This window comes from Affinundibacterium macrobrachii (assembly GCF_014652415.1).
Lineage (GTDB): Bacteria > Pseudomonadota > Gammaproteobacteria > Burkholderiales > Burkholderiaceae_D > Undibacterium > Undibacterium macrobrachii.
The window spans coordinates 1,040,191-1,055,537 of sequence record NZ_BMYT01000001.1; the positions used below are offsets into that span (position 1 = coordinate 1,040,191).

Below are 15,347 nucleotides of genomic sequence, written 5' to 3' on the forward strand. Positions count from 1 at the left end.
GCATCATTTCGACTAATCAAAAAGGAACTGCCATGGAACATACTTTGCCAGCTTTACCATATGCCATCGACGCTTTGGCTCCACACATTTCTCAAGAAACTCTGGAATACCATTATGGTAAGCACCATCAAACTTATGTGACCAATTTGAACAATCTGATCAAAGGTACTGAGTTTGAAAATTCCACATTAGAAGAAATCGTAAAAAAGTCTTCTGGCGGCGTATTCAATAACGCAGCACAAATTTGGAACCATACTTTCTATTGGAATGGCTTAAAACCAAATGGTGGCGGCACTCCAAGTGGCGCATTAGCGGATGCAATCAACGCGAAATGGGGTTCATTTGATGCGTTTAAAGAAGCGTTCACAAAATCTTGCGTTGGTAACTTTGGTTCTAGCTGGACTTGGTTGGTCAAGAAAGCCGACGGCACTTTGGATATCGTCAACACATCCAATGCAGCAACGCCATTAACAACCACAGACAAGCCTTTGATTACTTGCGATTTGTGGGAACATGCTTACTACATCGATTACCGCAATGCACGTCCAAAATATTTGGAAGCATTCTGGGCATTAGCAAACTGGGATTTTGCGGCAGCAAATTTCGCCTAATTGTTTTAGATTGTAGATTGAATCAAGCCTGCGAGTTGAACAAACTCGCAGGCTTTTTCTATGGGTCAGGAACTTAAATACACTTTATCTGACTAAGTTATTTTTATACATTCATTCTAGTTATGCATACATTTACATCTGTTCGCGTTGCTCTAAGTCTGCTTGCCCTACTCGCTAGCAATGCCAGCATGGCACAATCAAAGCAATCTCAAGTCATGCAAGATGTGCAGTATCTCGCAAGTGAGAGGATGCAAGGGCGCGAAATCGGTAGCGCTGGCAATGCCTTGGCGCGCGAATACATACTTAAACGCATCTCAGAGCTAGGTTTAATACCTTGCGGCGAAACTTATGTACACGAATTCAAAGTGAGCGGTTTAAAGCAAGCGGCACAAGGACGCAATATTTTGGCGTGTCAGTACACGAAAGAAAATCCTGCTGCCAAATATCTGGTGGTATCCGCCCACTATGACCATATTGGCGTCAACAATAACAAGATCTACTTTGGTGCAGACGATAATGCCTCAGGCGTGGCGGGCGTACTAGCCGTTGCTGAAAGCTTGAAAGACAGCGCAACCCGACATCATATTGTCTATGCATTTTTTGATGGTGAAGAACGCGGCTTATTGGGAGCGCATGCCTTCGTCAAACAAGGGCCAATTCCGCGCCAAAACATTGCGGCCAATCTCAATTTCGACATGATCGCGCGTGGTGATAAGAAAGAATTATTTATTAGTGGCACTTACCACAATCCAAGTTTCAAACCATTATTAGAAAATCTGAATACCAGCAGCGACATCAAGGTACTGTTTGATCATGATCGCCCTGAACAAGGCAGCAATGACTGGACCTCACAATCTGATCATTACGCGTTTTTTAAAGCAGGTATTCCGCATCTCTACTTCGGTGTTGAAGATCATGCGGATTACCACAAACCAACCGACACTTTCGAGAAAATCAATCCACAATTTTTTCATGCATGCATCGCTTTTTTACAAAATGCAGTGAAACGAATTGATCAAGAATTTCTACGTAAAGACAAAGCTTAATTAATAAAATTTGCCACAAACAATTCAAAAAAAAATGGCTGCAGTTCAATCTGCAGCCATTTTTTTATCCAGCAATAAAGCAATAATTTTTTAATGTGTCATATTAATGGTGCTTCACCGGAAACAAGAAAGTCTCCAATAATTGCTTCCAACTCGGTTCTTTTCCGTACATGCGAATACCCAAAGTAAACACGCGCGTCGCCGCTGACTTAAACCACCACAAACAAGCAAGCAACAAACCAACTGATAAACCCCACTGCCACATTGGAACATCCGTATGTGCCATACGCAAAGGCATCGCCGCAAATGAAGTTAAAGGGAAGACACTCAACACTTGCATCATCATTCCCTCCGCATTGTCAATCCCACTGTAGGCCAAGCCAACTGGCAAGGCAGGCAAGAACATCATAATGCTGCGACTTGAGTGATTTGGATCATCAATCGTCGCAGCAAATGCAGCCATGAAACTGTTCACCAATAACAAGCCCAAAACCACAAACAAGAGCGTACTGAACAACTGAAACACGCTTACAGGAAGGCTGATATCTGGCTTACCTGCTATCACGGCAGCACCTTGAATAAAGGCGAAAAAAATCAAACCATAAGTGAGCATCGTCTTTAGACAAAACAAAGAGATACCAAGAATTTTTCCTTGTATCCACTGCGATGGCGTGATCAGAGTCAGTAATTGTTCAGTGACACGATTTTGTTTCTCACTAGTGATTCCTGTGAATAAATAACCAAAGCCAGAAAAAATTCCCATCATCAAAAGAAATAACACGGCACTACTTAAAATCGCACGTCCTTTCTCATCTTTATCATCCTTTTCTGGTTTCAACATCACTGTTTTTATTTCTGGTAACTGAGTAATTTGTTGTCGCTGTTCTGTACTTAACGGCAATTGTGCGATTTGTCGCTCTTGCTGCCAGCTCTGTAAATTCGATTTCAACTTCGCTTGCCAACTTGCTTTTTCTTTTAAGGTTAATTTGACTTGCGCATCTTCAATCTCAATCACCGCATGCCAAGTTTCTCCAACATTCTTTAACACTTCGTCACGCGTAGTCGGACTAACTTCACTGAATTGAAACCCTTCGAGTTTCGGCAAAGGACTGACACCGATCACCGCTACTTGATAATCTTTATCCAGTAGACCTTTGACATGCGGCCACACAAAAGAAAAGCCCATGCCGACTAACAATAAGGCGATAGAAATAATTTCTTGCTTCCATTTGAAATAGCGTTTGAATTCAAACACCGCAATATTCCAAGTATTCATATTGTAGTTTCCTCACTCGTCGTCGCTGATGCCACTTGTTGTCCATTATGATTTTGCACTGCGGTTAAATACAGATCATGCAAACTAGGTTGAATACGACCAAAATCATCTAACTCACCAAGCGCCATCACCTGCTGTAGTAACTGGTTCACACTCGCGCCTTCATGCAATTGCACCACGAATTGTGTCGCTGATTTGACTTCGACTTTCTTCACAGCTGGGCATACCGCAATCGCATCGCTGGCGACTGCCGATGCAAAACTCAGTTGATAAAATTTTTCTGGACTTAACTGTGCAATTACTTCACTCAAGCTACCCAAGGCAACTTGCTGACCTTTATTCAGCAATAGCATCGCGTCAGCTAGGCGCTCTACCAAAGCCATTTGATGTGCACTTAACAAAATCGTCGTTCCGCTTTGCTTGAGTTCATTTAGGATACTTAGAACATGCTCTTGATTAATCGGATCTAAACCAGAAAATGGTTCATCCAAAATCAGTAATTGTGGACGATGGATCAAGCAACTAATCAACTGTACCTTTTGCTGATTACCCTTGGATAATTTACTCAGATTATCTTTCACCTTATCCATCAAGTCGAAACGCGGTAACCAGGTCGCCAATTGTTCTTGAATCTGTTCTTTACTTAATCCGCGCAATTTGCCGATGTAGCTTAAATTTTCTGTTACCGTTTTATCGGGATATAAGCCACGATCTTCTGGTAGGTAACCGAAACTGGTTTCTGGGATTTTTGGGATTTGTTGGCCATTCGAAAAAATTCGAATCTCGCCCACGTCAGCCATCGTTAGACCAACCAGCATCCGGATTAAGGAAGATTTACCTGCGCCATTTGGACCGAGTAAAGCAAATATTTGTCCAGGCTCTACTTTAAAGCTCAAAGAATGCACGGCTTTGACTGTGCTATAAGTTTTCTCTACCTGATTCAGCTCGATACCTATCATTTTATCTCCTGTTAAAACGTCAAGTTAGGCGCCTTCATTCGAAAATTCACAATAAACGTACTGTATTTGATTTAACTACCAATACAAACGCACATGCGACAAACGACGAGAAACATTTAATGAAATACGATTATTCCGCAATAAAAAAGGCGGTAGGTGCCAACACCTTCCGCCTTCTAGGTTGGTTCTAAGCGTATTAGGTTTTCTTTTTAAATACGCGTTGAAAACCTGTGACACCCAACAACACAAATGCACCAGCAATCATACCAAACACGGCATCAATCAAACTCGGTACAATGGCTTGCAATACAGCGCCAACCCAAGCAATCGTGCCAGCACTTTGTGCAACTTGCATAGAGAACTCACTCACAGCATGCACACCATGTGACAGAATACCGCCACCAACCAAAAACATCGCTGCTGTACCAATCACGGTTAAGGCCTTCATCAAGCGTGGCGCGAAAGCGACCAAACCATTACCAAGTTGACGTTGAACGCGGCGCAACCAAGATGGATCTTGATTGCGTTGCAGGTAGAATCCCATATCATCCAATTTGACAATCAAAGCAACAAAGCCATATACACCGACAGTCATAATTAAACTAACGCCAACCAAAACAGCCACGCGAGTAGCAAACAAAGAAGCCGCAACGGTACCCAGAGTGATGATGATGATTTCACCGCTAAGAACAAAATCAGTGCGAATCGCGCCTTTGATCTTATCTTTTTCGAACTTCACCATATCAACTTCTTCGTGGCTGATTGCATCAATCAACTCACGATGATGGGCTTCGTCCTCCGCCTCATTGTGTAAAAATTTGTGTGCTAATTTTTCGACACCTTCAAAACATAAGTAGGCACCGCCAATCATTAGCAAGGGGGTGATTGACCAAGGGGCTAATGCGCTTAACAGCAAAGCGAGTGGAACCAGAATCACCTTATTCATCAATGATCCCTTTGCCACCGCCCACACCACCGGTAACTCGCGATCTGCGCGTACGCCACTGACCTGCTCTGCATTGAGCGCAAGGTCATCACCGAGTACGCCTGCGGTTTTCTTCGCTGCAACTTTGGTCATCAATGCGACGTCATCTAGAACGGTCGCGATATCGTCGAGTAAGGTTAAAAGGCTAGCACCTGGCATAAACGCTTTCTGTAATTAAGATAGTAAAAACCACGTTTGACCGTTGATAATTCAAACATCAAGGTCGTTCGCAAAATGAATTCAAAATTCTACTGTACGCAGCAATAATGTTCTAGCAATTCTGTTTGGTGAAATGCATTTAGAATAACCACAAAAAATTCTTGACCATTTCCACCACATGCCAATCAACTATTCAGGATTGAGCATTCTGTTCCACATCTATAGAGATATTGATTGGAACTTAGTCCCACGAATAAAGTCTATTCGTTCTAGAGTTGATGCATTTTGTCTGTGGCAAAATGCATCAACTAATCAATATCAAAACAACACAACAAAAGTTTCACACCCAAGAGAGGATTCTATGAAGAAAAAAGTGATCGCGCTCAGCCTAAGTCTCATTTATAGCAGCTTGATAAGTCTAAGCACGCCGATGATTGCCCACGCGGATACCAAAATTGCGGAAACAAAAATCACCAAAGTCAAAGCGTCTGAACTTAGTTTAGAACAACTGTATCGCAGCAAGTCTTACATGGGAAAAACAGCGAATCAATTGAAATTCAGTGATGACGCACGATTCCTAGCTTACGTCTGGAATCCCTATGGTGAAGAAGGTTCTGATTTGTATTTGCACGATGCGAGCACTGGCAAAACAACACGAATCACCTCTCCTTCCGTCATGAAAAATTATGATGCGCCTGAAGATTGGGATCGCTTTGAGAAAAAATTGCTGCAAAAAGAAAAAGAAATAAATGAGCGGCAAGCAAAAGCCGAAGCTCAAGCCGCTTATTTGCGCGGCGAGAAAGTCGATTTATTGCAATGGGAGCGCGCTGCCATCGAAGAAATAAAACGTGAGTTAGCAGACAAAAAGGCACGTGACGCAGCTAAGAAAGCAGAAAAAGACGCCGAAGCAGCGAAAGAAAAACTCGCAGTTGCCGCAATGAAAGCCAACAAAGCTAGCGATGCAAATTCAGATAAAAAAGAGTCGAACGAAGTTAAGCAAGACAATAAGCAGGAAAATAAGACAGTCAAACTCGACGAAGCAAAAAAAACCGAAGTCGATAAAGAACTGTGGGAATTGCGCGATGAATTAAAGAAAAAGCTAGCGAAAGAAAAACTCAAAAATACTGATCTATATCCAGGTGTAGAAAACTTAATCTGGGCCAACAAAGCGCAGGAACTCATTTTTCAATATCGCGGCGACCTATTCCGTTTGCAAGCACAGTCTGGCCAAATAGAGCGCCTCACCAAGACAGATAAAGTAGAACGCATCGTTGCCTATACCGCAGATGACAATGGTTACCTGTACATGGACGAACGACGCATCTATGAAGCGCACTTCAATCAGGGCAAACTGCGTCAGCTCAATCCTGAATTAATTCACGCCGATGACGCTGAAAAAAAATACAGTCTCAACAGCACAATTTTAAGCGAAGACAAACAGTGGATGGCGATCATAGCTAATGCTTCGATCGGGGAACCAGGTAGAACACCACCTAGCCGTCAAGTTGAAATTATGAATTACAACGATCGATTCGCAACTGCAAAAAAAGTGAATCGCGAAGTATCCGACGACAAGCGCAACGTACCAGCGAGCGCACTCTACATTCGTAAGGTCAGCGATGAGTCGATGCGTCAACCCAGCCCCGTATTCACAAACGATGGTGGTGATGTTTGGTTTGAAATGAGCCGTGTCGCATTTTCAAAAGACGGCAGTCAATACACCTTTTCAACTTGGGAAAGAGAAAAAGAATTATTACGTATCTATCACGGCAGCACCGCAGACAATACAAAACCGAAAGTCGTATTCGAACGCCGTGGCAACGTCGGTCATGAAGTAGTTGATGTCGTTTCTCCGCAATTTACGCCAGATGGTAAGCAGTTGATCGCCGTATTGGATGAGCTCGGCTTCCGTCAACCTTTTGTCATTGACACCAATAACGGTAGCGCCACACCCATTTTAAAAGGTAATTTTGAAGCACATCGAATCTTAAGTTTTACTGCGGATAGCAAAGAAATGTTTGTGCTGGCGAACCGCGACGATTTCGCAGCAATGAATGTGTTCAGAGTCAATTTAGCGACGGGTGAAATGACGGCACTTGGCGAGCAAGGTGATTTTCACCGTACCACAACTGTGGCAGAAAATGCGCAACGTCTAGCCAGCGTCGCTGGTCAATGGTCTAAACGTCCAGAGTTAAAGTTGTTTGATCTGACGAGCAACAAGGCAAGCATTAAAACCTTAACCGACAGTCATGATCCGCAGTGGAACGCCGTACATCTGCTGCAACCGGAACGCTTTAACTTTACCAATCGTCACGGTGACAAAATAGAAGCCTACGTATTCAAACCGCAAAATTGGAGTAGTAGCGACAACCGTCCAGCAATCGTCTACACCTATGGCGGACCACTCGGTGATCGTCACATCATTGAAACCGATAGCTTCCAACCGACGGCCTATTTATTTGGCATGTATATGGCAGCCAAACATGGTTATGTTACGGTCGCGGTTGATCCACGTGGGCACTCCAACTATGGTCGTCGATTTAGTGGTGCGAATTGGGAACAAGTTGGTAAACCGCAAACCGAAGATCTCGAAGATTTGGCGAAATACATGCAAAAGAAATTGGGCGTAGATGGCAAACGTATAGGCTTAAACGGCTGGAGTTTTGGTGGTTTTCAAACTCAATACACGATGTACACGAGCCCAGATGTTTTCGCTGCTGGCATCGCAGGCGCGGGTCCAACTGAGTGGGAAAACTACAATAGTTGGTACAGTGGTCGCACCATCGGTAAAGTTGATCGTAGCAAACCCAACTTGCGTCGCTACTCTTTATTGCCACTCACTGTCGGCTTGAAAAAACCATTGATGCTGGTACATGGCATGCTAGATCCGAATGTCTTGTATCAAGACACAGTCAATGTTTATCGTGCGCTACTGGAAAATGGTAAAGAGAGTCTAGTTGATTTGTTCCTCGATCCAGATGGTGAACACGGTATGGGCGGCGCCGTCAAACCGAAAGCATGGCATAAGAAGTATGAAAGCTTTTTCCTACAACATTTAGGTAAAGCCAAATAATGACTCAGATCGACATGCGTTGAATCAGCATTCAATGCTTTCATCACAAGAAAAGGGACGCAAAATTTGCGTCCCTTTTTTTCTTGAATACTCGGATCAAATGCTACGTTGTAATTGATCCAAACGTTCCTCATGGCGGAAACGCCAAGATTCTAAGTCATCTAAACTACGATTGAGATCTCGAATCGAACGTCGAATATCGTGACGTTCTTGGTCTCTCCGCTTCTCACGATTGCTTGCTTCTTTCACCGCATTTTGATCTTTACTATTCTTAATGATGTCTTGGTCTTTGCGAGAATCTTTATCAAGCTGACGAATTCGATAATCTGCATCATTACGTCGATCAAGTGCGTAACGAATATCGCGCTCTACGCGCTCTTTTTCACGCCAAGTGATTTCATATTTTTGTCCATTCCCATAAGCGTGCTTAACTCTGGCCTGTAGTGTCATATGACAAACACTTACTTCGAAATACTGTGATTGGCGACCAAAAGAAAACGCATTCTCAGGACTACAATAACGCATATTTTCAGCGTTCCATGCCTGCAGATAAAGATCCCTGCTCTGTTCAATCACAAACACTTTGTCTTTACGAGCGTTGGCAATGCGCTCGTCAATTCTTTGTGGTTTGCCGAAACCGTCATCCTTGCCAGCGTCACGCCAATACGCTTGCAAACGACTTTCCCACATCGCTTGGTATGCGTCCTCGACAAATCTAACATCCCGCCTTTTTGCATCAACACGACGCATATATCGATCCCAAGCATTAGTTGCATCTTCCCATGCGGTGCGCTTCCAATACTCAACAATTTCAGTATCCCAAGCAAGTTGGTATGCATCGCGGCGGATCAATACTTGCCGCTCTTCTGCCGCTTTTACATGCTGTTGCAGCATCTTATCGCTCACGCCTTGACGTGCATCTTCATAGCCTAAGCGCGTCCAATAAGCTTGATTGCCACGTGCCCATCCGCTCTGAAATGCCGTGGAGCTAAATGGAATATCACCCGCATTTGCTAGTCGTTGCGCTTCGATTGATGCTGGTAATCCCGCAACCCCGTCTTGATCACCAAGAGCGCTCCAATAATCGGCATTACCTTGGCGCCAACCACTATGATAAGCATCTGGGTTCAGTGGGGTTTTATTTTCTGTCACAGGCTCAGATTGAATTTGCGTTTGATAATACGTCGCGGGTCTAGGAAAGCGTCCATCCGCTTCCCCCAATTTTTGCCAAAATTGTGTGTTACCACTCACCCAGCCTGATTGATAAAAACTGGCTGACTCCGCCTTAATTTTGTCGCCATCAACGCCAGCACAAAACGAACGACGTTCTTCGAAATTTGCAGGCAATCCTTTCAAGCCGTCTTTATTGCCAATCAAGTTCCAGTCCCCTTGCTTACAATCCTTGATTTGTCGCATGGTCGATTGACAAGCACTTAAACTAAGACCAAGCAAGACGATAATGAAAATATTTTTCAGGTGCGAATTCAGGTGTGGAATTTGGGAAATGAACGACATGATGTGTAGAAATGTAATGAAAGTAAAACCAATAACGCCGCAACTGCATCTATGTTGACAACAATGTTAAGAATTGTAAAACGATCGTTTCACGCATTATTTGAAAAGCTGCCACAATATGCTGATATCTTCGAAAGCAATGATCATGTCAACTCCCTTACCTAGTACAAGTTCAGATTCAAGCAAAAAAAGCAGTATCGCCACACTACGTGGTCTACTTCCTTTTCTTCGCCCTTATCGCCAACAATTCATATTGGCAGCAATCGCGCTAGTAATTGCTGCAGGGGCGACACTCACAATTCCTTATGCCTTCCGTCAAATGATCGACTTGGGCTTTAGCAAAATAGGCGATGGTGGAACGCAAGGCATTGAACATGTCAACCTGACTTTTTTGGCGCTATTCGGTGTTGCCGTAATATTAGGGATTGCTACAGCAGCCCGGTTTTATATGGTGTCGTGGATAGGCGAACGGGTCACCGCCGATATTCGCAATGCTGTTTATGCCCATGTCGTCACACAAAGTCCAGAGTTTTTTGAGACTACGCAAACTGGCGAGGTCTTATCTCGTTTAACAACCGACACCACCTTGATTCAAGCGGTAGTAGGAACAAGTATCAGCTTAGCGCTGCGTAATCTTTTACTGTTTGTGGGTGGTTTGGTGATGCTATTCATCACCAGCCCAATGCTGTCATCGATCATCATCGTGATGTTGATCTTAGTGATTGCACCTATCATCTTATTTGGGCGGCGGGTTCGACAACTATCGCGAGACTCACAAGACCGTATAGCTGATGCCTCTGCCGTGGCTGGTGAAATTCTAAATGCGATGCCAACGGTGCAAGCCTATACACATGAGCACATTGAGGCGAAACGTTTTGCGGATTCAGTTGAACACGCGTTTGCCACAGCAATGCGACGCATTCGGGCTCGCTCCTTACTCACAATGATCGCCATCTTATTGATCTTTGGCGCGATCGTATTCGTTCTTTGGCTAGGTGCGCATTCGGTCATGCAAGGTGAAATGAGCGGCGGCAAATTAGGTCAATTTATTTTGTATGCATCCATAGTTGCGGGCGCCATTGGTGCCTTATCCGAAGTGATGGGAGAAGCACAACGCGCAGCAGGCGCAACAGAGCGACTACTTGAATTAATGTCGGTGCAATCACCGATTACCAATCCATCACTACCAATTGGATTGCCAAGTACAACACACTCACAAAACCATCATGGTGCTGCGGTCGATTTTGAACAAGTCACTTTTCATTATCCATCTCGACCTGAATCTGCAGCACTGGCTGACATTCATTTATCCATCAAAGCGGGGGAAACTATCGCTCTGGTTGGTGCATCAGGCGCAGGCAAAACCACGCTGTTTCAACTTCTATTACGTTTCTACGATCCACAACAAGGACGCATCTGCATCGATGGCGTCAATATTCAGGACTTAGATTTACATCAATTACGCGATGCGATTGGTATCGTGCCGCAAGATACCGTGATTTTCTCAGCAAATGCCTTGGAGAATATACGCTATGGTCGCGTCAATGCCAGTGACGAAGAAGTAATGCAAGCGGCCAAAATGGCTGCCGCCCACGAATTTATTGAACGCCTGCCAGAGGGCTATCATTCTTTTTTAGGTGAGCGTGGAGTCCGTTTATCTGGCGGTCAAAAACAGCGCATTGCAATCGCTCGCGCCATCTTAAAAAATCCTCGACTCATGCTATTGGATGAAGCGACCAGCGCGCTCGATGCAGAATCCGAACGCCTAGTTCAACAAGCCTTAGAAACCGCGATGCTAGGGCGAACCACCTTAATCATTGCACATCGCTTAGCGACCGTAAAACGTGCCGATAAGATCATCGTGTTAGAGCATGGTCAAATCGTCGAAACTGGAAATCATTCGGAGTTGATCGCACATGGTGGCGTCTATGCACACCTTGCTTCGCTACAATTTCACTTAAATTGAACCCAACTTTTCTGAGCACATAACTCTAAGCTAGAAGAAGCCACGAGCGCGCCATGGGTGATCAATCAATGTGCGACTATTGATCTATTCACCCACCGAAAAAAAACGCACTGCAAAAAAATTTCTACAGTGCGTTTTCAATCAAGAATTCAGCCGTACTTATTTTGCATAGACTTGCTTACCTGCCTGCCAAGTTTGTAGCACGATGGTCTTATAAATATCTTTACTTGGAATCGTAAAAATATCTTGGTCGATCACAATAAAATCAGCCCACTTCCCTTTTTCCAAACTACCGAGTGTTTTTTCTTGATGTCCAGCATAAGCCGCATCAAGCGTAAAGCAACGGAAAGCCTCTTGTACCGTCATCGCTTGCTCTGGGTACCAACCATTGACCGGCATTTGCTGATGATCTTGGCGTGTCACCGCAGCATAAATTCCCCAAAATGGATTCGGGCTTTCGATAGGAAAATCAGAGCCACAAGGAATTTTCGAACCTTGTTTCAAGAAAGTGCGCCATGCATACGCACCTTTGATTCTATCTTTACCTACGCGGTCTTCAGCCATGTTCATATCTGATGTGGCATGTGTAGGTTGCATCGATGGGATCAATTTTGCTTTTGCCACACGAGGGATATCGCTAAGCTCTAACACTTGAGCATGCTCAATGCGATGTCGCAAAGTCTCTGCTCCATACTGTTTAGGAAGTGTAGCCAAGGCCTCAATCACTTGGCGGTTACCTGCATCGCCGATCGCGTGCACATTCACTTGATAACCTTTCTCAGCTGCCTTACGCACCATGGCTTGCATTTGCTGATCCTGCACAAATAAAAGTCCTTTGGTATGTGGCGCATCGCTGTATGGCGCCAACAAAGCGGCACCACGACTACCTAATGCGCCATCCGAATATAACTTCACTGCACGCAATGCATAACGATCGTCTGCCAAACTTCTAACTGGACCAGCAGCAGAAACAGTATCAAAAAATTGATCGACGCCACCAATCATGCCGTACACACGGGTCGTAAGTTTTCCTTGTGCAGCGTACTCGCGAAATAGCTTATCCGACTGCGCATCAACGCCAGCATCATGCACCGTCGTTAACCCAACGCTACGCAATTGCTTTAAAGCGGCATCCAAGGCAATTCTTAACTCGGTATCATTTTGCGGAGGAATCACTTTTTCAAGAATATCCATTGCGGAATCAACTAAAATTCCAGAAGCATCTCCATTCGCATCCCGCTCAATTTTTCCGCCAGCTGGATCAGGCGTCGCTTTGGTAATACCAGCTAACGCAAGCGCCTTTGAGTTTGCCCAACCGGCGTGACCATCAACTCGACGCAACCACACTGGCCTATCCACCACAACTGAATCAAGTTCTTTGGCGGTTGGGAAACGATCAAGTTTCCAAATAGCTTGATTCCACTCACCGCCTAAAATCCATTGTTGCTGCGTTGCGCGTTTCGCATATTGAGCAATCGCGCTTAATGCTTCAGTTAAATTATTTGTGGCACGTAGACTCAATTGGCTTTCAGCGACACCTAAATTAAATACATGTCCATGCGCATCAATCAAACCAGGTAAAACAGTCTTGCCAGCCAGATCAACTAGCTTCGCCGAAGGCATTTTCTTTTGCAAACTCGACTGCGTACCAGTGGCCACCACCTTACCTGCATCATCCACCAACATCGCGTCAAACTTTTGCAATTGCTGCTTATGGTTGAATGTATAGCCATTTGCTTTTACGAATAAAGTATCAGCGCAAGCGTTCCAACTACAAGCACCAAGCACTAGCATAGTCATGAAATTCATTTTTAAATTATTTATTCTGTTCATTTTTGTCTTTCAAATGTTATTCATCGTTTTTGATACAGGATTGTCCGCGCTTGTATAGCAATACACTAGGCAATACACTAGGCAACACACTGAACAATACACAGAGCAATAAAACGGCGACAAGTTCAACATCGATAAAATAAGTTGTGCCAGCAATCAATATTTACCCACCAGAAACTACTTAATCGTCTGCCATCTAATCTATAGGGATATCAAGAACTTTCATCGATTTCTCAGCATTTTTCAGCTATTTTGCTTGACCTCCAATTCCCGCCTTGCGTACACTTCGCTGTTACTCATCTCACAGTCGATTGTATCGATTCTCGTCTCCATGAAACGATTTATTTACTGTCTCTACTGCTCCAGCTTTGCATTACTGTGCCAATTTCCAACATCATCTGCAGCGAGCACAGATGGCTTACTCAAACTCTCAAAAAAATTAACAGAACAAAAAGTTGAGTCGCCAATTGATGCAGACAACAGTATCGATGAAGAAAAATCGAATGGCAATGAAATCCTGAATTTTACCGAATCAGATTTATGGAACAGGATTCGGCATGGTTATGCGATTCCTAATTTAGACAATCACTTAGTTACCTACCAAACTAATTGGTACAGCTCACGCATCGATTATTTGCTACGAATTATCCAACGTGGCTCGCGCTATTTATATCATGTGGTTGATGCTTTAGATAAGCGTGGCATGCCCACTGATTTAGCGCTACTCCCGTTTATTGAATCTGCATTCAATCCGAATGCGATCTCGACCGCCAAGGCTTCTGGCATGTGGCAATTTATGCCAGCAACCGGACGTGACTTTAATTTGCGCCAGAACATTTTTAAAGATGACCGTCGCGGCGTGTTAGATTCGACCGAAGCTGCACTCGACTATCTACAACGTCTATACAATATGTTTGGCGATTGGCAGCTAGCCTTAGCAGCTTACAACTGGGGGGAGGGTTCAGTACAACGAGCAATCAAACGCCAACAGGCAATGGGCCTACCGATCGATTTCGATAGCCTATCGGCTTTAATGCCGAATGAGACAAAAAACTATGTACCCAAACTGCAGGCTGTAAAAAACATTATCGGACATCCAGAACAATTCAATATCGTTCTGCCTAGACTAGATAATGAACCGTATTTTACTAGCGTAAAAAACGAAAAAGACATCGATGTTCACTTAGCTGCAAAATTAGCCGAACTACCCTTAAGTGAATTCAAAGCCTTAAACCCGCAATTTAATCGACCGGTTATCACAGGCGGCGGCAACACCAGCATTCTTCTTCCTATTGAAAATGCCAGTGTGTATGAAAACAATTTTATGTCTTGGAAAGGCGCGTACTCTTCTTGGACCACGCTTAGCGTGAACAAATCTGAACGCGTAGAATCACTGGCAAACCGTTTCGGCTACAAACCCGATGTAGTAAGAGAGGTCAACGCAATTCCTGCAAAAATGGTTGTGAAAGCAGGCTCGACGATTCTAGTTCCAAAAACTGCGAAATCACCTGAAACCGATATTCCACAAGAGATTGCAGAAGATGCACAACTTCGGATCGAACGCGTAGTTCCCAATACACGCAAGCTAGTGATCAAAGTAGGGAAAAAAGATAGCTTAGCAAGTATTGCGAAACGACACAAACTAAGCATCACTGATATTAAGACGTGGAACGACCTCAATCGAGATCAAATCAAACCTGGACAAAAACTTGTATTACATTTAGCTAATCAGAGTTCCAAACAAAGTTCTAAACAACGCGCCAATAAACTCAACGCAAAGTCAGACACAAAACTAGCTAATAACAAAATCAAGGTTCAGAACAAGCGATCCAAAGTAAAAAAATCTGGTGTGACAACAAGCTCTAACAAGACCGTTCTTGCTGCAAGCAAAAAAGCAAAGAAGCAAAGCTAATTATGTCGCTTC

Annotated in this window: 10 protein-coding genes; 5 read left to right on the top strand and 5 right to left on the bottom strand. The window is 44.0% G+C overall.

What is annotated here, in order from left to right; translation table 11 throughout:
- Nucleotides 1-32: 32 nt before the first annotated feature.
- Both sodB and IE103_RS04655 read left to right on the top strand, forming a co-directional pair.
- Nucleotides 33-611, top strand: coding sequence for a superoxide dismutase [Fe] (gene sodB / locus IE103_RS04650; protein ID WP_189344788.1), 579 nt, complete (start codon nt 33-35; stop codon nt 609-611).
- 122 nt (nt 612-733) lie between these two features.
- Nucleotides 734-1,657, top strand: coding sequence for a M28 family peptidase (locus IE103_RS04655; protein ID WP_189344789.1), 924 nt, complete (start codon nt 734-736; stop codon nt 1,655-1,657).
- Nucleotides 1,658-1,760: 103 nt separating this feature from the next.
- On the opposite strand, the gene IE103_RS04660 is transcribed toward IE103_RS04655, so the two are convergent.
- From IE103_RS04660 to IE103_RS04670, 3 genes are all read right to left on the bottom strand, one after another.
- Entirely contained in the window at nt 1,761-2,933 is a 1,173-nt protein-coding gene (locus IE103_RS04660; RefSeq protein WP_189344790.1) for an ABC transporter permease, read from the bottom strand.
- The gene (locus IE103_RS04665; protein ID WP_229827071.1) at nt 2,930-3,892 is read right to left on the bottom strand and encodes an ABC transporter ATP-binding protein; all 963 of its coding nucleotides are present in this window, start codon (nt 3,890-3,892) and stop codon (nt 2,930-2,932) included. Before IE103_RS04665 ends, IE103_RS04660 begins: the two co-directional genes overlap by 4 nt.
- Before the next feature lie 196 nt (nt 3,893-4,088).
- Entirely contained in the window at nt 4,089-5,036 is a 948-nt protein-coding gene (locus IE103_RS04670; RefSeq protein WP_189344791.1) for a DUF808 domain-containing protein, read from the bottom strand.
- Between the two features lie 361 nt (nt 5,037-5,397).
- Here IE103_RS04670 and IE103_RS04675 point away from each other — a divergent pair, with 361 nt between their 5' ends.
- Entirely contained in the window at nt 5,398-8,109 is a 2,712-nt protein-coding gene (locus IE103_RS04675; protein WP_189344792.1) for a S9 family peptidase, read from the top strand.
- A gap of 96 nt (nt 8,110-8,205) precedes the next feature.
- On the opposite strand, the gene IE103_RS04680 is transcribed toward IE103_RS04675, so the two are convergent.
- Nucleotides 8,206-9,525, bottom strand: a complete 1,320-nt coding sequence (locus tag IE103_RS04680) for a DUF2799 domain-containing protein (protein WP_189344793.1) — start codon at nt 9,523-9,525, stop codon at nt 8,206-8,208.
- Nucleotides 9,526-9,769: 244 nt separating this feature from the next.
- On the opposite strand from IE103_RS04680, the gene IE103_RS04685 reads away from it, so the two are divergent.
- Complete coding sequence (locus IE103_RS04685) at nt 9,770-11,590, top strand: ABC transporter transmembrane domain-containing protein (RefSeq protein ID WP_229827072.1); 1,821 nt, start codon at nt 9,770-9,772, stop codon at nt 11,588-11,590.
- A gap of 159 nt (nt 11,591-11,749) precedes the next feature.
- Here IE103_RS04685 and IE103_RS04690 read toward each other — a convergent pair whose 3' ends face one another.
- On the bottom strand, nt 11,750-13,390 hold the full coding sequence (locus IE103_RS04690) for an amidohydrolase (protein ID WP_229827073.1): 1,641 nt from the start codon (nt 13,388-13,390) through the stop codon (nt 11,750-11,752).
- Nucleotides 13,391-13,754: 364 nt separating this feature from the next.
- Here IE103_RS04690 and IE103_RS04695 point away from each other — a divergent pair, with 364 nt between their 5' ends.
- Entirely contained in the window at nt 13,755-15,335 is a 1,581-nt protein-coding gene (locus IE103_RS04695) for a transglycosylase SLT domain-containing protein (protein ID WP_189344795.1), read from the top strand.
- Nucleotides 15,336-15,347: the final 12 nt, after the last annotated feature.

What these genes read in the sequence shown, in the direction of transcription:
- sodB (WP_189344788.1), top strand. Translation starts at nt 33, where the DNA reads ATGGAACATACTTTGCCAGCTTTACCATATGCCATCGACGCTTTGGCT.
- IE103_RS04655 (WP_189344789.1), top strand. Translation starts at nt 734, where the DNA reads ATGCATACATTTACATCTGTTCGCGTTGCTCTAAGTCTGCTTGCCCTA.
- IE103_RS04660 (WP_189344790.1), bottom strand. Translation starts at nt 2,933, where the DNA reads ATGAATACTTGGAATATTGCGGTGTTTGAATTCAAACGCTATTTCAAA.
- IE103_RS04665 (WP_229827071.1), bottom strand. Translation starts at nt 3,892, where the DNA reads ATGATAGGTATCGAGCTGAATCAGGTAGAGAAAACTTATAGCACAGTC.
- IE103_RS04670 (WP_189344791.1), bottom strand. Translation starts at nt 5,036, where the DNA reads ATGCCAGGTGCTAGCCTTTTAACCTTACTCGACGATATCGCGACCGTT.
- IE103_RS04675 (WP_189344792.1), top strand. Translation starts at nt 5,398, where the DNA reads ATGAAGAAAAAAGTGATCGCGCTCAGCCTAAGTCTCATTTATAGCAGC.
- IE103_RS04680 (WP_189344793.1), bottom strand. Translation starts at nt 9,525, where the DNA reads ATGCGACAAATCAAGGATTGTAAGCAAGGGGACTGGAACTTGATTGGC.
- IE103_RS04685 (WP_229827072.1), top strand. Translation starts at nt 9,770, where the DNA reads ATGTCAACTCCCTTACCTAGTACAAGTTCAGATTCAAGCAAAAAAAGC.
- IE103_RS04690 (WP_229827073.1), bottom strand. Translation starts at nt 13,390, where the DNA reads ATGACTATGCTAGTGCTTGGTGCTTGTAGTTGGAACGCTTGCGCTGAT.
- IE103_RS04695 (WP_189344795.1), top strand. Translation starts at nt 13,755, where the DNA reads ATGAAACGATTTATTTACTGTCTCTACTGCTCCAGCTTTGCATTACTG.